This window comes from Atlantibacter subterraneus (genome assembly GCF_007570865.1).
GTDB classification, from domain to species: Bacteria; Pseudomonadota; Gammaproteobacteria; order Enterobacterales; family Enterobacteriaceae; genus Atlantibacter; species Atlantibacter subterraneus.
In genome coordinates, this window is the sequence record NZ_VLPS01000003.1 from 192,558 (window position 1) to 211,903 (window position 19,346).

The 19,346-nt window shown below is 56.7% G+C and carries 17 protein-coding genes; 9 read left to right on the top strand and 8 right to left on the bottom strand.

Annotated features, from left to right (window positions below; translation table 11 throughout):
* Positions 1-74: 74 nt before the first annotated feature.
* On the top strand, positions 75-1,142 hold the full coding sequence (locus tag FND52_RS06670) for an AI-2E family transporter (RefSeq protein ID WP_125294141.1): 1,068 nt from the start codon (positions 75-77) through the stop codon (positions 1,140-1,142).
* 49 nt (positions 1,143-1,191) lie between these two features.
* On the opposite strand, the gene bcp is transcribed toward FND52_RS06670, so the two are convergent.
* Both bcp and FND52_RS06680 read right to left on the bottom strand, forming a co-directional pair.
* Positions 1,192-1,662 carry a thioredoxin-dependent thiol peroxidase gene (gene bcp / locus FND52_RS06675; protein WP_125294142.1) on the bottom strand — a complete coding sequence of 157 codons (471 nt, stop codon included), beginning with the start codon at positions 1,660-1,662 and terminating at the stop codon, positions 1,192-1,194.
* Entirely contained in the window at positions 1,662-2,234 is a 573-nt protein-coding gene (locus tag FND52_RS06680; protein ID WP_167509338.1) for a glycine cleavage system transcriptional repressor, read from the bottom strand. Before FND52_RS06680 ends, bcp begins: the two co-directional genes overlap by 1 nt.
* A 145-nt stretch (positions 2,235-2,379) precedes the next feature.
* On the opposite strand from FND52_RS06680, the gene dapA reads away from it, so the two are divergent.
* The 6 genes from dapA to ypfH all read left to right on the top strand — a co-directional run bounded on the left by dapA (position 2,380) and on the right by ypfH (position 8,958).
* Positions 2,380-3,258, top strand: coding sequence for a 4-hydroxy-tetrahydrodipicolinate synthase (gene dapA, locus FND52_RS06685; protein ID WP_125294144.1), 879 nt, complete (start codon positions 2,380-2,382; stop codon positions 3,256-3,258).
* A 16-nt stretch (positions 3,259-3,274) separates the two neighbouring features.
* Positions 3,275-4,309: an outer membrane protein assembly factor BamC gene (gene bamC / locus FND52_RS06690; protein ID WP_144130146.1), complete on the top strand. Its 1,035-nt coding sequence runs from the start codon at positions 3,275-3,277 to the stop codon at positions 4,307-4,309.
* A gap of 115 nt (positions 4,310-4,424) precedes the next feature.
* Complete coding sequence (purC, locus tag FND52_RS06695; RefSeq protein WP_125294146.1) at positions 4,425-5,138, top strand: phosphoribosylaminoimidazolesuccinocarboxamide synthase; 714 nt, start codon at positions 4,425-4,427, stop codon at positions 5,136-5,138.
* 132 nt (positions 5,139-5,270) lie between these two features.
* Positions 5,271-6,134: a KPN_02809 family neutral zinc metallopeptidase gene (ypfJ, locus tag FND52_RS06700; RefSeq protein WP_125294147.1), complete on the top strand. Its 864-nt coding sequence runs from the start codon at positions 5,271-5,273 to the stop codon at positions 6,132-6,134.
* 26 nt (positions 6,135-6,160) lie between these two features.
* The gene (locus FND52_RS06705) at positions 6,161-8,188 is read left to right on the top strand and encodes a tRNA(Met) cytidine acetyltransferase TmcA (RefSeq protein WP_144130147.1); all 2,028 of its coding nucleotides are present in this window, start codon (positions 6,161-6,163) and stop codon (positions 8,186-8,188) included.
* 71 nt (positions 8,189-8,259) lie between these two features.
* Positions 8,260-8,958: an esterase gene (gene ypfH, locus FND52_RS06710; protein ID WP_125294149.1), complete on the top strand. Its 699-nt coding sequence runs from the start codon at positions 8,260-8,262 to the stop codon at positions 8,956-8,958.
* 40 nt (positions 8,959-8,998) lie between these two features.
* Here the strand turns inward: ypfH and FND52_RS06715 are convergent, their stop codons facing one another.
* From FND52_RS06715 to FND52_RS06725, 3 genes are read right to left on the bottom strand one after another with little or no spacing between them, the layout of a single operon-like run.
* Positions 8,999-9,190, bottom strand: a complete 192-nt coding sequence (locus tag FND52_RS06715) for a YpfN family protein (RefSeq protein ID WP_125294150.1) — start codon at positions 9,188-9,190, stop codon at positions 8,999-9,001.
* A gap of 23 nt (positions 9,191-9,213) precedes the next feature.
* The gene (gene dapE, locus FND52_RS06720) at positions 9,214-10,341 is read right to left on the bottom strand and encodes a succinyl-diaminopimelate desuccinylase (RefSeq protein ID WP_144130148.1); all 1,128 of its coding nucleotides are present in this window, start codon (positions 10,339-10,341) and stop codon (positions 9,214-9,216) included.
* 4 nt (positions 10,342-10,345) lie between these two features.
* Positions 10,346-10,702, bottom strand: a complete 357-nt coding sequence (locus FND52_RS06725; RefSeq protein WP_125294152.1) for an ArsC family reductase — start codon at positions 10,700-10,702, stop codon at positions 10,346-10,348.
* Positions 10,703-11,207: 505 nt separating this feature from the next.
* On the opposite strand from FND52_RS06725, the gene ypfM reads away from it, so the two are divergent.
* Entirely contained in the window at positions 11,208-11,267 is a 60-nt protein-coding gene (gene ypfM / locus FND52_RS06730; protein ID WP_121497584.1) for a protein YpfM, read from the top strand.
* A gap of 118 nt (positions 11,268-11,385) precedes the next feature.
* Here the strand turns inward: ypfM and acrD are convergent, their stop codons facing one another.
* From acrD to narQ, 3 genes are all read right to left on the bottom strand, one after another.
* Entirely contained in the window at positions 11,386-14,502 is a 3,117-nt protein-coding gene (gene acrD / locus FND52_RS06735) for a multidrug efflux RND transporter permease AcrD (RefSeq protein WP_144130150.1), read from the bottom strand.
* Between the two features lie 151 nt (positions 14,503-14,653).
* Entirely contained in the window at positions 14,654-15,298 is a 645-nt protein-coding gene (gene narP / locus FND52_RS06740) for a nitrate/nitrite response regulator protein NarP (RefSeq protein WP_125294154.1), read from the bottom strand.
* A gap of 35 nt (positions 15,299-15,333) precedes the next feature.
* Positions 15,334-17,037: a nitrate/nitrite two-component system sensor histidine kinase NarQ gene (gene narQ, locus FND52_RS06745; RefSeq protein ID WP_125294155.1), complete on the bottom strand. Its 1,704-nt coding sequence runs from the start codon at positions 17,035-17,037 to the stop codon at positions 15,334-15,336.
* 312 nt (positions 17,038-17,349) lie between these two features.
* Between narQ and aegA the strand changes: the two genes are divergently transcribed.
* Positions 17,350-19,335, top strand: a complete 1,986-nt coding sequence (gene aegA, locus FND52_RS06750) for a formate-dependent uric acid utilization protein AegA (RefSeq protein WP_144130562.1) — start codon at positions 17,350-17,352, stop codon at positions 19,333-19,335.
* Positions 19,336-19,346: the final 11 nt, after the last annotated feature.

The following is a 19,346-nucleotide window of genomic DNA, read 5'->3' on the forward strand; positions in this document are numbered from 1 at the left end:
AAAATGGGCTCTTTTTTTGTTTCGTTTAGATACAATCCGAATAGCGCTTTAGCTGGTACCTCAGGGAAAGAAAAATGCTCGATATGTTAATGCAGTGGTATCGCCGCCGGTTTTCCGACCCGGAAGCGATAGCGCTGCTGGTCATTCTGGTTGCAGGTTTCTGCATCCTGTTCTTTTTTCACAGCCTGTTAGCCCCGCTACTGGTGGCCATTGTGCTGGCGTTTTTGCTGGAGTGGCCCACGGTGCGCCTTGAACGCATCGGCTGTTCGCGCACCCTGGCGGCAACGCTGGTTCTGGTGCTGTTTATCGGTATCGTGCTGGTGATGGCGTTTGTGGTGATCCCGGTGGCCTGGCAGCAGGGCATCTACCTGATCCGCGATATGCCGGGGATGCTCAATAAGCTGTCGGATTTTGCCGCCACGCTGCCCAAACGCTACCCGGCTCTGATGGACGCGGGGATTATCGACGCCATGGCGGAGAACATGCGCGCCCGCATGACCGTGGTGGGGGATTCGGTCGTGAAATTCTCACTGGCCTCGCTGGTGGGATTATTAACCCTCGCCATTTATCTGATCCTGGTGCCGCTGATGGTGTTTTTCCTGGTGAAAGACAAAGAGCAGATGCTGAACGCGGTGCGCCGGATATTACCGCGCAATCGCGGGCTGGCGGGCCAGGTATGGACTGAAATGAACCAGCAGATCACCAACTATATTCGCGGCAAAGTGCTGGAAATGGTGGTGGTCGGCGTAGCCACCTGGATTGGCTTTCGCATATTTGGGCTCAATTATTCGCTGCTGCTGGCGGTGCTGGTGGGGCTGTCGGTACTCATTCCCTACATCGGCGCGTTTGTGGTGACCATCCCGGTCGTCTGCGTGGCGCTGTTCCAGTTTGGGTTGGGAACCGAGTTCTGGAGCTGCTTCGCGGTGTATCTGATTATCCAGGCGTTGGACGGCAACCTGCTGGTGCCGGTGCTGTTCTCAGAAGCGGTCAACCTGCATCCGCTGGTGATTATTCTCTCAGTGGTGATTTTTGGCGGGCTATGGGGCTTCTGGGGCGTATTCTTCGCCATCCCGCTGGCGACGCTGATTAAGGCCGTGGTTCACGCCTGGCCGGACGGGTTATCGGTGGAAGAGAATCCGTGATGCGCACAAAAAAGCCGACCTCGCGTCGGCTTTTTACATCCAGGATGCATTAACGGTTTTCGTTTATCCAGGCTAAGACCACGTCGTGGTGGTTGCTGGTTTTGAAATCGTCAAACACGTGTTCAACCACGCCGTTGCCGTCGAGCAGGAAACTGATGCGGTGGATGCCGTCATAGGTTTTCCCCATAAACGATTTTTCGCCCCAGACGCCAAACTGCTCGCAGACCTGATGATCTTCATCGGAAAGCAGGGTGAAGTTAAGTAACTCTTTTTCCGCGAAGCGCGACAGCTTCTCGGGCTTATCGGTGCTGATCCCTAACACTTCAACACCGGCTTTTTTCAAATCGTCCATGTTGTCACGCAGCCCGCAGGCCTGCACGGTACAACCAGGCGTCATGGCCTTCGGGTAAAAGTAAACCAGAACACGCTGTCCCTGGAAGTCGGTCAAATTTACTTGTTCACCGTCCTGATCGGGCAAGCTAAATTTTGGTGCGTTCTCTCCGGCTTTCAGTGGGTTCATTACGACACTCCGTCCTGTTCATCTTGCTGTTGATAGTTAACGACGTTAATACTGCCTTGCGCATTCAGTTCTGTACAGAGAGCTTTGAACGCTTGCTCGATTATTGTCGCATTATCCAGCGCGGGGCTGTGGGCGGTCATTTGAATATACAGCTGGGCGTTATTGCCGTTATCGGCAGGTTGGGTGCGCGACACCAGTTCGGCGATATTAAGGTTGTGCGCGTCAAGCAGCGCGGTGAATCGTTCAATAAGATGCGGGGAGTCTTCCACTTCCACCTGCACCCACACCGTGGCGGGCATCGCCGGGCGCGGGCGAGCGGTAGTGCGTTTCATCACAATCAGTAAATCAAGCTCCGCGCCTTTGAGCGGTAGCGTGGATTCAATCAGCGTGATCGCGTTCCAGCTCCCGGAAAGCAGCATAATAAACGTGAACTCGTCGCCCAGCATCGCCAGCCGGCTGTCTTCGATATTACAGCCGCAGCTGCTGACGTGGCGGGTAATCGTGTTCACGATACCGGAGCGGTCTGCGCCCAGCGCGGTGATAACCAGATAGTGTTGTGATGAGAGTGCCAAACGGATTCTTCCTGTGCCTCTGTGAATAATTATAAGGAAACCATAAAAAAAACCGCCATACAACAACCTGAACGCCCTTGTGCGCTTGCTTTTATAATGGCAGCAAACGTACCATTGAGTTTCTTGTTTGCACAGAGGATGGCCCATGTTCACGGGAAGTATTGTCGCGCTGATTACACCGATGGATCTCAAAGGTAATGTCTGTCGGTCGAGCCTGAAAAAACTGATTGATTACCATGTCGCCAGCGGAACCTCGGCGATTGTTTCTGTAGGGACGACCGGCGAGTCCGCAACCCTGAGCCATGATGAGCATGGCGACGTGGTGATGATGACGCTGGAGCTGGCCGATGGCCGCATCCCGGTGATCGCCGGTACCGGTGCAAACGCGACCTCAGAGGCGATTAGCCTGACGCAGCGTTTCAACGACAGCGGCATTGTCGGCTGCCTGACCGTGACGCCATACTACAACCGTCCTACCCAGGAAGGTCTGTTCCAGCATTTCAAAGCCATCGCTGAAAACACCGATTTGCCGCAGATCCTGTATAATGTGCCGTCCCGTACTGGCTGTGACATGCTGCCGGAAACGGTAGGCAGACTCTCGAAAGTTAAAAATATTGTCGGTATTAAAGAAGCGACAGGGAACTTAACGCGGGTTCACCAGATCAAAGAGCTGGTTTCAGACGACTTTATTCTGGTGAGCGGCGATGACGCCAGCGCGCTGGACTTTATGCAGCTGGGCGGCCACGGGGTGATTTCCGTTACCGCGAACGTTGCCGCGCGCGACATGGCTGATATGTGCAAACTTGCCGCAGCCGGCCAGTACCGTGAAGCTCGCGTGATTAACCAGCGTTTGATGCCGCTGCATCATAAACTATTTGTTGAACCCAACCCGATCCCGGCTAAATGGGCATGTAAGGCGTTGGGACTTGTGGCGACCGATACGCTACGCTTGCCGATGACCCCGATCACCGACCACGGTCGTGACGAGGTTGCGGGCGCGCTTAAGCATGCTGGTCTGCTGTAAAGTTTAGGGAGATTTGATGGCTTACTCAGTACAGAAGTCGCGTGTGGCGAAAGTAGCAACCGTATCACTGGTGATGCTGCTCGCCGCCTGTAGTTCCGATTCGCGCTATAAGCGCCAGGTGAGCGGGGATGAGTCTTATCTGGATGCCGCGCCGCTGGCGGAACTTCATGCCCCGGCGGGGTTAATTCTGCCGGTTGAAAACGGCGACTATAACATTCCTGTGACCAACGGTAGCGGTCGGGTCGGTAAAGAACTGGATATTCGTCCGCCAGCACAGCCGCTGGCGCTGGTGACCGGCGCACGCACGCAGTTCACCGGCGATACCGCCACGCTGCTGCTGGAAAGTGGCCGCAGCGGTTCGCTCTGGCCGCAGGTAGTAAGCGCCGTCCAGTCTCATAACTATCCGATTACCAAACGCGACGATGCCGCCCAGACCCTCAGCACCGACTGGGTGCAGTGGAACCGCGCGGATGAAGATCAGCAGTATCGCGGTCGTTACCAGATCACCGTTCAGCCGCAGGGTTATCAGCAGGCGCTGGTGGTGAAACTGGTTAACCTGGAGCAGGACGGTAAACCTGTCGCTGATTCGGCGTCGCTTCAGCGCTATAGCGCGGAAATGCTCAACAGCATCGCCTCGTCGCTGGACAAAACCCAAACCGCTAACCAGAACGCGGCGGACAACCGTAACGCCAGCCAGATTGACGTGCAGAGTGCCGCCGACGACACCGGTTTACCGATGCTGGTAGTGCGTGCGCCGTTTAACGTGGTGTGGACCCGCCTGCCGGCAACCCTTGAAAAAGTGGGCATGAAGGTAACGGATTCGACCCGTTCAACCGGTAGCGTCGCCTTAACCTACAAGCCATTGTCTGATGGTGACTGGCAGGCGCTGGGCGCGCGCGACCCGGGTCTGAGCAGCGGCGATTATAAACTTCAGGTCGGCGACCTGGATAACCGCAGCAGCCTGCAGTTTATCGATCCGAAAGGACACACGCTGACTCAGTCGCAAAACGATGCGCTGGTGGCCGTATTCCAGGCCGCGTTCAGCAAGTAATAGCAGGGCCGGAGCATTCCGGCCTTTTTTTATTATGGCCACGCAATCGTGTGCGTCGCCAAAAGTAGCCAATTTTTAGCGTAAAACATGAATCATCACACCTGGAGTAATAAAGATGCAAAAGCAAGCTGAGTTGTATCGCGGCAAAGCGAAAACCGTTTACAGCACGGAAAACCCCGATCTGTTGGTGCTCGAATTCCGTAACGATACGTCAGCAGGGGACGGCGCGCGCATCGAACAGTTTGACCGTAAAGGCATGGTGAACAACAAGTTCAACCATTTCATTATGACCAAACTGGAAGAAGCGGGCATCCCGACCCAGATGGAAGCCTTGCTCTCCGATACCGAATGCCTGGTGAAGAAGCTGGAGATGGTGCCGGTAGAGTGCGTGGTGCGTAACCGTGCGGCAGGCTCGCTGGTGAAGCGCCTGGGTATTGAAGAGGGCATCGAACTGAATCCGCCGCTGTTTGATATGTTCCTGAAAAACGACGCCATGCACGATCCGATGGTTAACGAGTCCTACTGCGAAACCTTTGGCTGGGTGAATAAAGAAAATCTGGCGCGCATGAAAGAGCTGACCTACAAAGCCAACGACGTGCTGAAAAAGTTGTTTGATGACGCCGGTCTGATCCTGGTGGATTTCAAACTGGAATTCGGCCTGTTTAAGGGCGAAGTGGTGCTGGGCGATGAGTTCTCTCCGGACGGCAGCCGCCTGTGGGATAAGAACACCATGGACAAAATGGACAAAGACCGTTTCCGCCAGAGTCTGGGCGGACTGATTGAAGCGTATGAAGAAGTCGCACGTCGTCTGGGCGTAAAATTAGACTGAGTACGCAATCGTTTACCGCTTCCGGGGCACGTATTAACGTGCCCCTGCCGATCTGGCTCCCTTTTCCTATGGAAATCCGTCCGTTAACCGCCTACGATCAGTCGATATTATTATAAAAGTTCGAGGTGGTTCATGCGTTGGCAAGGGCGTCGCGGCAGCGACAATATCGAAGACAGACGTAGTGACTCCCGCGGCCCTATGATGGGCGGCGGCGGTTTCCGTTTACCCGGTGGTAAAGGCGGCGTCGTATTGCTGGTGATCGTGGTGATCGCCAGCTTCTATGGCGTGGATCTCACCTCGCTGTTAACCGGCGGGCAGCCCGTTTCTCAACAAACCAGCCGTTCTATCAGCCCCAATGAGGATGAAGCGGCGAAGTTCACGTCGGTCATTCTGGCAACCACCGAGGATACCTGGGGCCAGATCTTTGAGCGCCAGGGCCGCACCTATCAGCAACCCAAGCTGGTGATGTATCGCGGCGCGACCCGTACCGGCTGCGGCACCGGGCAATCGGTAATGGGGCCGTTTTACTGTCCGGCAGACAGCACCGTGTATATCGATCTCTCTTTCTATGATGACATGAACAGCAAACTGGGCGCGGAAGGCGACTTCGCTCAGGGCTATGTGATTGCCCACGAAGTCGGGCATCACGTGCAGAAGCTGATGGGCATTGAGCCGAAAGTGCGTGAGATGCAGCGCAACGCGTCAGAAGCGGAAGTGAATCGTCTCTCCGTGCGAATGGAGCTGCAGGCCGACTGCTTCGCCGGCGTCTGGGGCCACAGCATGCAGCAACAGGGCGTGCTGGAAGCGGGGGATTTGCAGGAAGCGCTGAATGCGGCGGAAGCCATTGGCGACGATCGCCTGCAGCAGCAAAGCCAGGGGCGCGTTATTCCGGACAGCTTCACCCACGGCACGTCTGAACAGCGTTACACCTGGTTCAAGCGCGGCTTCGACAACGGCGATCCGGCGCAGTGCAACACTTTCGGCAATAAGCTTTAACCGGCACATTTAGCAAGGAAGCCGATATGGAGCCTGTCATTGCTCTCACCGCCGCAATGGCGCGAGCGGGTATTCGTCGTTTGCTGGTGCTGGCGGGTGAGAGTGAGTGGAGTAACGCTACGGTTATGCAACTTGCCGGGGCGTTGCCTGCCCGCTGGCTGTGGGTGGGCGAAAATCCCCGGTTTGATCTGCATTCTCCTGCCTCCAGCGTTCGTACACTATTAGGCCGTGAATTCGACCATACCGTCTTTGATGCCAGGCAGGGGTTGGATGTCGAAGCCCTTGCCGTTGTCGCCGGTACGCTGAAAGCCGGAAGCTGGCTGGTGCTGTTGACGCCACCGTGGGAACAGTGGCCGCAGCAGCCGGATGCCGATTCCCGCCGCTGGGCAGATAGCCCTTCCACCATTGCCACTCCGCACTTTATCTCCCGCCTGCAACGTGTGTTCACGCAAGACGGCGAGGTGGTGTGCTGGCATCAGCATCAGCCCGTTGACTTTACGCCTTCATTGCCGCGCCCTGACTGGCACCCGGCAAACGGCGCGCCGCTGCGCCAGCAGGCAGAGATCCTCCACGCCTTGCAAAGTATCCAGCGCGGGGTTGCCGTGGTGACCGCGCCGCGCGGACGCGGGAAATCGGCGCTGGCTGGAATGCTGATCGCTGCCTGCACCGGCAACTGCATCGTCACCGCGCCGTCCCGCGCCGCCACGGATGTACTGGCGGAGTACGCCGCCGATAAATTTCACTTCTTAGCGCCTGATGCACTGCATGAGATGATCCACACCGCACAGGCTCCGCAAGCCGACTGGCTGGTCATTGATGAAGCCGCTGCCATTCCTGGTCCACTGTTAAGCGCGCTGATTGCCGCCTGGCCGCGCGTTTTGCTGGTGACCACTATTCAGGGCTACGAAGGCACCGGGCGCGGTTTTATGCTGAAGTTTTGCGCGGGAGTGCCGGGTATCCGGCAGTTCGCGCTGTCGCATCCGATCCGCTGGGCGGATAACGATCCTCTTGAACGGGTGCTGGATACGCTACTGCTGTTTAAGGATGAGGATTTTGCCCGCGCGCCGCAGGGAGACGTCCTGTTTAGTGCTCTGGGGCAGGCGCAGTGGAACACCGATCCCGTACGAATGGCCTCGGTATACCAGCTATTATGCGGTGCGCACTACCGCACATCGCCCCTTGATTTACGCCGCATGATGGATGCGCCGGGCCAGCAGATTATCGCCGGAACGGCAGATGATAAAACGGCGGCGGCGGCGCTGTGGCTGCTGGAGGAGGGCGGGCTTAGCCCGGCGCTGAGCCAGGCGGTGTGGGCGGGCTATCGCCGACCGCGCGGCAACCTGGTGGCGCAATCTCTGGCGGCACACGGCGGCGACCCCTTTGCGGCTACGTTAAAAGGGTTACGGGTCAGCCGGATCGCCGTGCATCCCGCCCGGCAGCGCGAGGGGTTGGGCCAGGCGTTAATCCGCTGGGCGCGTCACCATCATGCGCGGGACGTTGATTATCTCTCGGTGAGCTTTGGCTATACCGAAACTCTGTGGCGCTTCTGGCAGCGCTGCGGCTTTACCCTGGCGCGCATCGGCAGCCATCGGGAAGCCAGCAGCGGGTGTTACAACGCCATCGCGCTGCTGCCGCTCACGCCAGCAGGCGCAGCGCTGGTTAGTCATGAGCGGGCGCGCCTGGAGCGGGATGCGTCATTCCTGCAACCCTGGATCGCGGAAAAATTGCCTGTACAGGGCGTGATGGCGACTACGCTTAATGATGATGACTGGCGTGAGCTTGCCGGATTCGCGTTTGCTCATCGCCCGCTGGAAACCTGTCTGGGGAGCCTTAACCGACTGGTTATCGCCAGCCCGCAGTCACTTCCCGCGCTGCGAGGACGCCTCGACGTGCGCCAGTCGGTTTCATCGCTGTGCCAGACGCTGCGTCTGAGCGGGCGTAAGGCGTTGCTGGCGCGCTGCCGCCAGGAAGCGTCGCAGGCGTTATATCAGCTAGACCCTGCCCAACACGACGCGTTAAAAAATCAGGTTTTGCAATTGCATTTTTTCCACTGACTTGTTCAGTGAAATGGCATGGTCATCGTTTTTCCGGAGCGTAGACTGTATTCACTAACCAGGAGATAGCCATGAATCATGACCACGTTGTTGTTCAAAGCCCAGCCGCACCCGCCAAACAGTTGCTGCTGTTATTTCATGGCGTGGGCGATAATCCGGTCTCCATGGGCGAAATTGGCCGTCACTTCGCGCCGCTGTTTCCCGAGGCGCTGGTGGTCAGCATCGGCGGGCCTGACCCGAGCGGGCCCGCGCCGGGTCGTCAGTGGTTTTCCGTGGCGGGCGTAACCGAAGATAACCGTCAGCAGCGCATTGATGACATCATGCCGCTGTTTATCGAAACCGTGCGCTACTGGCAGCAGCAGAGCGGGGTCGATGCGAGCGCAACGGCGCTGATCGGCTTCTCGCAGGGGGCGATGATGGCGCTGGAGAGCATCAAGGCGCAACCGGGCCTGGTATCACGGGTTATCGCCTTTAATGGCCGTTTTGCCCGGCTTCCTGAGCACGTCACCACCGCGACCACGGTGCATTTAATCCATGGCGATGAGGACCGGGTCATCGAACTCTCCCATGCGGTGCGGGCCGAAGAGGCGCTGACCCAGGCGGGCGGCGACGTGACGCTGGACGTTATCGAGGATTTAGGCCACGCCATCGATGGTCGCAGCATGCAGGTGGCGCTGGACCATCTGCGCTATACCGTGCCGAAGCGCTACTTCGACGAGGCGCTTAGCGGCGGTAAGCCAAATGACGACGACATTATTGAGATGATATAAAAAAACCCTCGCAAGAGGGTTTTTCATTAGCTGAGGCCGGTTACGGCTTTTTCTTCGGCCAGTCGTCTTCATCATCCCATTTATCGTTAAAGTCACGATGCGGGGGCAATTCCGGACGGTTGTTCAAAAACTTCTTATGATCGATGCGCTTAAGGTCTTTGATGACGTTCAGCAACACGCCAACCAGGAAAACCAGTACCAGTACCCACCAGTATTTCGCGAGCAAATCCATGTAGTTCCTCCCGGAACGACTCGTCAGGCGACGAGTTGCTCCATAATGCGTTGATACATGCGGGCCAGCAGTTGCAGGTCGGCGGCGTTCACGCACTCATTGATTTTATGAATGGTGGCGTTAACCGGCCCAAGCTCCACAACCTGCGCGCCCATCCGTGCGATAAATCGCCCGTCCGAGGTGCCGCCTGTGGTCAACAGTTGGGGTTTAATTTCATTATAGTGCGCAACCGCATTCACCACCGCATCCACCAGTTTGCCGCGCGACGTCAGGAACGGCTGGCCGGACAGCCACCAGTCCACGCTGTAGCGCAGTTGATGGCGATCGAGGATCTCGATGACCCGCTGTTTAATCAATTCGTCGGTCAGCTCGGTGCTGAAGCGGAAATTAAACTGTACGAACAGATCGCCGGGGATCACGTTGTTGCTGCCAGTGCCGGCTTTGATATTGGCAACCTGCATGCTGGTCGGCGGGAAGAAGGCGTTACCGCGATCCCATTCAATGCCGACCAGCTCCGCCAGCATCGGCGCAGCGCGGTGTACCGGGTTATCCGCCAGGTGCGGGTAGGCCACATGGCCCTGCACGCCGTGAATGGTCAGGTTGCAGGTTAACGAACCGCGACGACCGTTTTTCACCACATCGCCCACGACTTCGGTGCTGGACGGTTCGCCCACCAGGCAATAGTCCAGCCGCTCATTACGCGCCATTAATTCTTCCACCACCTTAACGGTGCCGTTTTTGGCGCTGGCCTCTTCATCGGAAGTAATCAAAAACGCGAGGCGTCCTTTATGGTGTGGATGCTGGGCGACAAATCGCTCCGCTGCGACAACCATCGCGGCAAGGGAACCTTTCATATCCGCCGCGCCGCGGCCAAACAGCATGCCGTCGCGAATGGTGGGTTCAAACGGCGGATTGATCCAGCGGTCGGCATCGCCTGCGGGCACCACGTCGGTGTGCCCGGCAAAGGCCAGCGTTTCACCCTGACCGCGCCATGCCCAGAAGTTTTGGGTATCGCCAAAATCCATCGACTCGACGGTAAAACCAATGGCGCGCAAGCGTTCGACAAGCAACGCCTGGCAGCCCGCGTCATCGGGGCTCAGAGAAGGGCGACGAATAAGCTGCTGTGTCAGCTCAATAACCGGGCAGGACATAACACTACACCTCGTTGAAATACTGCTGATACTGGGTTTCATTGAAACCCAGCAGCATAGGCTTACCGGGCGCGCAGAGCAATGGGCGTTTGATAATTGCAGGCATTTCAATCATCAATGCAATTGCGCTCGGTGCGTCGGTTATGGCGTGACGTTGGGCTTCGTCCAGCTTGCGCCAGGTGGTGCCGCGGGTATTTAGCAGCGCCTGCCAACCCAGTTCATCGGCAAATTTATGCATCATTTCTGCATTAATCCCATCAACGCGATAGTCGTGGAATTGATAATCGATTTGGTGGCTTTCCAACCAGCGGCGCGCTTTTTTGATGGTGTCGCAGTTTTTGATGCCATGCAGAATGACCATATTGAGTCCTTTTGTAGTAATGGGGTTTATTAAATCAAATTTTTAGAATAATTAAATGGAATGGCTGCGTGTCCTGCAATATAAATATTCAACGTTAATTATGCAGATAACATACAGCTTATCACTGCTAATGAATAACGCCTGAGTAATAACCATTGTATATGTATCAGGTGATAGATATTAACAGAAGCAATGATAATCGTCGCAATGATTGCAGATTAATCAATTCAGTGAAAAGTGTGATGGAAAAGAAAATTGTCTGTTATCATCTGCGCCGCTAACACGCCGGTATTACACAGTTTTGTAACGTATTTTGTGGGTAAGTTCTTATTTTAAAGCAAATTTCAAAATATTGCGGTCTGTCACGACTTATGTATCAGAAACGCGGCATAGTACTTTCCAACGGCACTGAATACAAAAAAATGAAGTGTGAAGCAGTTGGCTAAAATATCTTCACGAGGAAGATATATTTTCATATAATGAAAATATAATAAGAGAGGTAGTTATGATTGATCGTGAACTAGGGAACTGGAAAGATTTTATTGATGGGATGCTGCGTAAGTAACCATCCAGTATGAAATCAAGAACACGACGTTCTTAGAATAATAAATCGTGGGTAAACCCACTAAAAAAGCGACCTGAAGAGGCCGCTTTTTTTTGAACCAAATTTGAACCAAAAAGGGTTAGTTTTCCTCGCGTTCCTTCAGCGGGAACCGCCTTCTTACCAGCACAAAAAACAGCGGTACAAAGAAAATCGCCAGTACGGTGGCGGAGATCATGCCGCCCATCACCCCGGTGCCGACGGCGTGCTGGCTGCTGGAGCCCGCGCCGCTGCTGGTCGCCATTGGCAGTACGCCGAAGATAAACGCCAGCGACGTCATCAGGATCGGGCGCAGACGCTGGTGGCAGGCTTCCAGCGTGGCGGCCATCAGATCTTTGCCGCGCGCATTCATATCGTTAGCAAATTCGACAATCAGTATCGCGTTCTTGGCCGATAGCCCTATGACCGTCAGTAATCCCACCTGGAAATAGACATCATTTTCCAGCCCGCGCAGCCAGGTTGCCAGCAGCGCGCCGATGACGCCCAGCGGCACCACCAGCATTACCGAGAACGGCACTGACCAGCTCTCATACAGCGCCGCCAGGCACAGGAAGACCACCAGCAGGGAAATGGCGTACAGCGCCGGAGCCTGCGCGCCGGAAAGCCGTTCCTGATACGACATCGCCGTCCACTCAACGCCAAATCCAACCGGCAGCTCTTTCACCAACTGCTCCATGATATCCATTGCGGTCCCGGTACTGACGCCCGGCGCGGCTTCGCCGACGATCTCCACCGCCGAATAGCCGTTGTAACGTTCAAGGCGCGGCGAACCGGTTTCCCAGCGCGAGGTGGCAAAGGCGGAGAAGGGCACCATCCCGCCGTCTTTATTGCGCACGTACCACTGATTGATGTCTTCCGGCAGCATGCGATATTTGGCGGCAGCCTGGACGTAGACCTTTTTCACGCGCCCGCGATCCATAAAGTCATTCACATAGCTGGAGCCCCAGGCGGTTTGCAGGGTGTTATTAATATCGTCAATGGAGACGCCCAGCGCCTGAGCTTTACGCTGATCGATGTCAATCTGCAACTGCGGGCTGTCGTCCAGGCCGTTATGGCGCACCCGGGTCAACTGATGATTATCACCTGCCAGCGCCAGTAGCTGGTCGCGCGCCTTCATCAGCGCGTCGTGACCGGCTCCGGAGTGATCCTGAAGTTCCATATCAAAGCCCGCTGAACTGCCCATGCCGCTAATCGCAGGTGGGCTGCTGGCGAACACCCGCGCTTCTTTGATGCCCTGAAACGCTTTGGTGGCGCGTTCGATAATGGCGAACGAGCTGCCGGTTTTCACGTCGCGGTCGTCCCAGTCTTTCAGGCGCACAAACATCCGCGCTACGTTTTGTCCGTTGCCGCCCGGCCCGGAGCCCACGGTGGCGAATACCGACATCACATTGTCTTTCTCTTTGGTGAAGAAATAGTGCTCCACCTGCTGAACCACTTTCAGCGTCTGTTGCTGAGTTGCGCCGCTGGGCAACTGCACCGAAGTGATAAACATCCCCCGGTCTTCCAGCGGGAGAAACGAGGTGGGCAGACGTAAAAAGATGATCACCATGCCGCCGAGCAGCAGCGCGTAAATCAGCATCCAGCGCACGCTGCGGTGCAAAATCTTGCCCACGCCGCGCTCATAGCGCGCCGCGTTGCGGCTGAACATCCGGTTGAACCAGCCGAAAAATCCGCGCTGGCCGTGATGTTCACCTTTTTGCAGCGGCTTCAGCATAGTGGCGCACAGGGCAGGGGTGAGGATCATCGCCACCAGCACCGACAGCACCATGGCGGAAACGATAGTGATAGAGAACTGCCGGTAAATCGCGCCGGTGGTGCCGCCGAAAAAGGCCATCGGGATAAACACCGCGGAAAGCACCATGGCGATACCCACCAGCGCGCCCTGGATCTGGCCCATCGATTTGCGCGTGGCTTCTCTTGGCGATAAGCCTTCCTCGCTCATAATGCGCTCAACGTTTTCTACCACCACGATGGCGTCATCCACCAGCAGGCCAATTGCCAGCACCATGGCGAACATCGTCAGGGTGTTGATGCTGTAGCCGAAGGCGTACAGCACCGCGAAGGTGCCCATCAGCACCACCGGAACGGCGATGGTCGGGATTAGCGTGGCGCGGAAATTTTGCAGGAATAGATACATCACCAGGAACACCAGCGCGATGGCTTCCAGCAGCGTTTTCACCACATCGACAATCGAGGCCTTAACAAACGAGGTGGTTTCATAAGCGACTTTGTATTCCAGCCCATGGGGGAAGTACTGGGCCAGTTCATCGAGTTTTTTTAGCGCCAGTTCCGCCGTCGCCATTTCGTTAGCGCCGGACGCCAGTTTGATCCCCAACCCGGATGCCGCCTTGCCGTTAAAGCGGCTCAGATAGTCGTACTTTTCTGCGCCCATCTCGACCACGGCGACATCGCCAAGTTTCACTTCCGAACCATCCTGATTGACCCGCAGAGTAATATCGCGGAACTGTTCCGGGGTTTCTAACAGCGACTGGGCGTTGATGGTGGCGTTCAGCGCCTGGTTATCCACTGACGGCGTACCGCCTAACTGGCCCACGGCAATCTGGCTGTTCTGGGATTCAATCGCGTCCACCACGTCCTGGGTGGTGAGCTGATAGCTAATCAGCTTGCCAGGCTCCAGCCAGATGCGCATCGAGTAGGGCGATCCGTAGGCGTCAATATCGCCTACGCCGTCCACGCGGCTTAACGGATCCTGAATATTACTGGCGACGTAATCGGCGATATCCTGTTTATCCATGCTGCCGTCGGTAGAGACAAACGCGATGGTCAGAATATTGGTGTCGCCGGTTTTACGCACCGTCACCCCCTGGTTCTGTACCGCCTGGGGCAATTTACGCATCGCCGACTGCAACTGGTTTTGTACCTGCTGCACGGCTTCGTCCGGGTCGGTCCCGGCGGCGAAACTTAACGTGATAGACGCCTGGCCGGTCCCGCTGCTTTGCGACGACATATACATCAGGTTATCGAGGCCGGTCATGTTCTGCTCGATGACCTGAGTAACGGTATTTTCCAGGGTTTGCGCCGACGCGCCGGGATAGTTGGCGGTGATCCGCACGTTCGGCGGCGCCAGGTCGGGATATTGCTCAACAGGTAACGAAAAAATGGCTAACGTGCCAGTGAGACACAAAATGATGGCCAGCACCCAGGCAAAAATGGGGCGATCGATAAAGAAATTCGCCATGTGTGTCAAAACCTCTTAATGCTTCGCAGCGTTATTATTAGGGCCCGCTTAACTGTATCCGCTTACCCCAGGTCAAACGTGGAGAAATTGAGGAGATAGTGTAAATTAGTATTCAGTTTTTGCAGGCTGAAGACCCAGCCTGCGAGGATGATTATAGCCCGCGCGTTTCCAGAAACAGCACCGTCGCCGCCACCCGGGAACGCACGTTCAGCTTACGTAACAGGTTGCGAATATGCACTTTTACGGTCTCTTCAGAAATATGCAGCACCATAGCGATTTGCTTATTTGACTGGCCGCGCGCCACTTCCTGCAACACATCCAGCTCCCGTTCAGTCAGTGTGGTAAAGGGATCGTCGCTTTTTACGCTATCTTTACGATTATTTAAGTATTCGCGCACCTGCTCGCTAAACGCGTCGCCGTGCAGCGCGCCGTGGCGGATTGCCGCCAGCAGCTCTTCCGGATCGCTGTCCTTCAGCAAATAGCCGTCTGCGCCCGCGTCAATCAGGGCATACACATCGTTGCGCGCATCAGACACCGTCAGCACGATGATTCGCGCGCTGACGCCATCGCGACGCAGAGCATGCAGCGTATCGAGACCGCTCAGCCCTTTCATATTGAGATCCAGCAGGATGACGTCGGGTGAAAGACGATTGGCGAGACTAATCGCTTCCGTCCCGCTACTGGCTTCACCCACCACGTTGAAGCTGTCGTCGATCTCCAGCAGCTGGCGAATACCGCGGCGCATCAGCGGATGATCGTCGACAATCAATACCTGGTGCTGTTGTTTTTCCGTCATCCTGGTCTCCCTGTAATACGGTGTGGTTATTGTAATTAGACGTTTGCCACGTCGGACATTGCCTGGGGTGTGGTAAAGCTGATGCCAATCATGGTCCCGCCATTGACCGGACGCGAAATGGTTAGCACCCCACCTAATCTTTCGGCACGTTCATGCATAATATTTAGCCCATAATGACCGGCGGGTTCATCAAGGCTGGCGATCCCGGTGCCGTTATCGCGGATATACACCGCGTGGCTGCCGTCCGGCGACGTCAAACAGCTCACGGAAATCTCGCTGGCGTTGGCGTGTTTAATGGCGTTCAGCACCGCCTCGCGAATAATTTGCAGTAAATGCACCTGCTGTTGCGCATCCAGCGCCAGCGGCGACATTTTGCAGTCCAGATGGATCGCGGCGGCGGTTTGCCCACGCAGCGGCTCGATCATCTCCAGCAACGCAGACGGTAAATCCGCCTGTTGCAGCGTTAAGCGGAACGTGGTCAGCAGCTCGCGCAGTTGCCGGTAGGCGTCGTTCAGCGCCCGGTCGAAATCGCTGATAATCTGCTGCGCTTTGCTATTCTCCAGCGGCACCGCGCGCTTCAGCAGCGTCAGCTGGATACGTAAAAACGACAGCACCTGGGCCAGTGAATCGTGGAGTTCACGGGCAATAGTAGCGCGTTCTTCCATCAATAATAACTGCTGATAATGCTTTTGCGCCTGGTTAAAGTACAGCCCGCGCCCCAGCATATTAGCGACGCTTTCCATCAACTGCGGCGACGGGTTTTTCCCCTGCGATTGCCAGCGCAACTGGCCAAAAATGGTCTCCTGCATCGCCAGCGGCAGGGTATGCCACGGGGCCATCAGCTCGGTTTCCCCTTCGCTGAGCCGCCAGTGGCTGCCCACTTCCATCTCAATCGCGCCGATAGCTTCGTGTTGGCGAACAATTTGTAAAATTCGCCGGAAACAGTGCTGATCGATGGTGCTGACGTTCAGCGCCTGGGAGCAGTTGTACAACACGCCCAGCATGCGGTTGGCTTCCTGCAAGCTGAGGGTTTTCTCCCGCACATTTTCTTCCAGCGTACGGTACAGCTTTTGCAACTCGCCGGACATACGGGTGAACGAGCGGGCCAGCAGGCCCAGTTCGTTATCCAGCTCGGTATTGAGCGGCGGGTAATCAAACTGCTGTTGCTCAATGCTGCGGCTGGCGCGCACCAGACTATTCAGCGGCTCCACCACCTGCTGGCGAATGCGCCGCAGGGTAAAGAACACCAGGGTGAATATCGCCATAAAGCCGAACAGCGAGGTCAGCACCACCAGGATAACTTTGCGCTCGGCATAGTGCTGTAGGGCCAGCACAAACAGATCGATTTGATGCACATAGCCGGAAATATTGTTTTGGTACCAGGCGAGATCGCGCGCCAGCAGGCGGTTGTTCATCTCCTGCCAGTTCTCGTGCAGCGCCGCGTAGCGCTCCCGGACTTCGCCTGGCACATACCAGCGGTTCAGCAACATCAGCACCGGCGAATTCAGCGCGGTGTCATACTGCTGGCGATGGATCTCAAGCTGAGGATCGTTGGCCTGCAACTCATAACCGAGACGGTAACTTTGCATGCGCAGCGAACCGGCGATGTTCACCGCTTCGGCATCGCGCAGGCTGCTGGCAAGCGTCAGCAGGGCGACGCCCGTCGAAAGCAGCGACAGCAGCATGATATAAAAAAAGGCGCGGGCAAGGCTTGTAGATACCGGGCGTTGAACAATCACCGAACTGTTCCCTGAACTGCAAAGGTGGTCCGCAACCTACCAGAATCTAACAGGACGTGAAACCGCCTTTCAGGAAACTTTCGCGCCAGGTATCAGCATTTTTCGATCTATAACCTGCCGCTAAAACGCTGCTGACATCCTGATAACAAAAATTTCAGCAAAACAGGGTTTCAGTTTCAGCAAAATAAATTGATCTGGTTCAGCTTACCGGTCAATTTGGGTTCTTTTCGTGCAAACGCCCGTTGCGCCGCCGCCACAGACTGGTTAAGAAATACCCCCTATAACAATATGAGTAATGGCGGGGTAAGTATGATGAACCGGTTTGTCTTTGCAGATGCGTCGCGCTGCATCGGATGCCATGCATGCGAAGTGGCATGCGTGATGGCCCATAATAACGAGCAGCACGTGCTGACGGCGTCAGCTTTTCGTCCGCGTATTACCGTGTTGAAACAGGGCAACATCCGTAATGCGGTGACTTGCCACCATTGTGAATCCGCACCGTGCCTGCGCAGCTGTCCGAACGGTGCGCTGACCAAAAACCAGCAGAGCATTCAGCTTGACGAACGCAAATGTATCGGCTGCAAATCCTGCATGCTGGCCTGCCCGTTCGGCGTGATGCAGATGGTGGAAAGCGCCTGCGGCCCGCACGATACCGTTACGATGCATGCCCATAAATGCGATCTGTGCCATCAACGCGATGCCGGACCGGCGTGCGTAGAACAGTGCCCGTCGAACGCGCTGCGCGTGGTGGGCGGTGATTCGCTCCAGAGCCTGGCGCGCCGCCGCCGCGCTGACAGCGCCTGCCGCGAAGCGCAGTCGCCCCACGGCGGGCTGGCGTTACGCAATGTGCCAGATCCAGGCGATAAAGTGCGTCAGATGGCAGCGACATCCCCGCGCGGTGAGCCGGACAAACTCCCCCTTGAGCAGCGTAAAACCGGCTTCGATGAGATCTATCTGCCGTTCAGCGCTCAGCAGGCGGGGGCGCAGGCCGGGCGCTGCCTGAGCTGCGGCGAGCACAGTATTTGCGAATGGACCTGCCCGCTGCATAACCATATTCCGCAGTGGATTGAACTGGTAAAGCAGGGCCGGGAAAGCGAGGCGGTGGAGCTGTCTCATCAAACTAACTGTCTGCCGGAAATCACCGGGCGGGTTTGCCCGCAGGACCGCTTGTGCGAAGGGGCCTGTACGGTACGCGATGAGCACGGCGCGGTGACCATCGGTAATATTGAGCGCTACATTTCAGACCGCGCCTTTGCCCGCGGCTGGCGGCCCGATCTCTCTTACGTCCAGCCGACGGCAGGGCGCGTGGCGATTATCGGCGCGGGACCGGCAGGGCTGGCCTGCGCCGATTTGCTGGCGCGCAGCGGCGTACAGACCACGGTTTACGATCTGAATCCGGAAATCGGCGGGTTGCTGACCTTCGGTATTCCGTCGTTCAAGCTGGATAAATCTCTGATGCAGCGGCGGCGGGAAATCTTCACGGCGATGGGCATTACCTTCCATTTGAACTGCGAAATCGGCAAAGACATTCCGCTCGCTACGCTGGTGGATGAATACGACGCGGTATTTATCGGCGTCGGCACCTATCGCTCGATGAAAGCCGACTTACCCAACGAAGACGCGCCGGGCGTGTACGATGCACTGCCGTTCCTGATCGCCAATACCAAACAGGTGATGGGCCTGGCGGAACTGGCGACTCAGCCGTATGTCGATATGGCGGGCAAGGAGGTGGTGGTGCTGGGCGGCGGCGATACCGCGATGGACTGCGTGCGCACTTCGCTGCGCCACGGGGCGGCGAAAGTGACCTGTGCCTACCGTCGTGATGAGAAGAATATGCCCGGCTCGCGCAAAGAGGTGAAAAACGCGCGGGAGGAGGGGGCGCAGTTTGAATTTAACGTACAGCCGGTGGACGTGGTGCTGGATGAGTCCGGCAACGCCTGCGGAGTGCGCTTCTTACGTACCGCGCTGGGCGAGCCCGACAGCCAGGGCCGCCGCCGCCCACAGCCGATCCCGGGCAGCGAATTTGTGATGCGTGCCGATGCGGTGGTGATGGCGTTTGGTTTTCATCCCCATGCGATGCCGTGGCTGGAGGCGCAGGGCGTGAAGCTCGACGACTGGGGCCGGATTCAGGCGAATGTGGAGAGCGAGTATCGTTATCAGACGACTAATCCGAAGATTTTCGCCGGCGGTGATGCGGTACGCGGGGCGGATCTGGTGGTCACGGCAATGGCGGAAGGGCGCCATGCGGCGAGGGGGATTTTGACGTATCTGGCGTTACCGGAACAGTTGGCCCACTGAGGGGCGGGCGG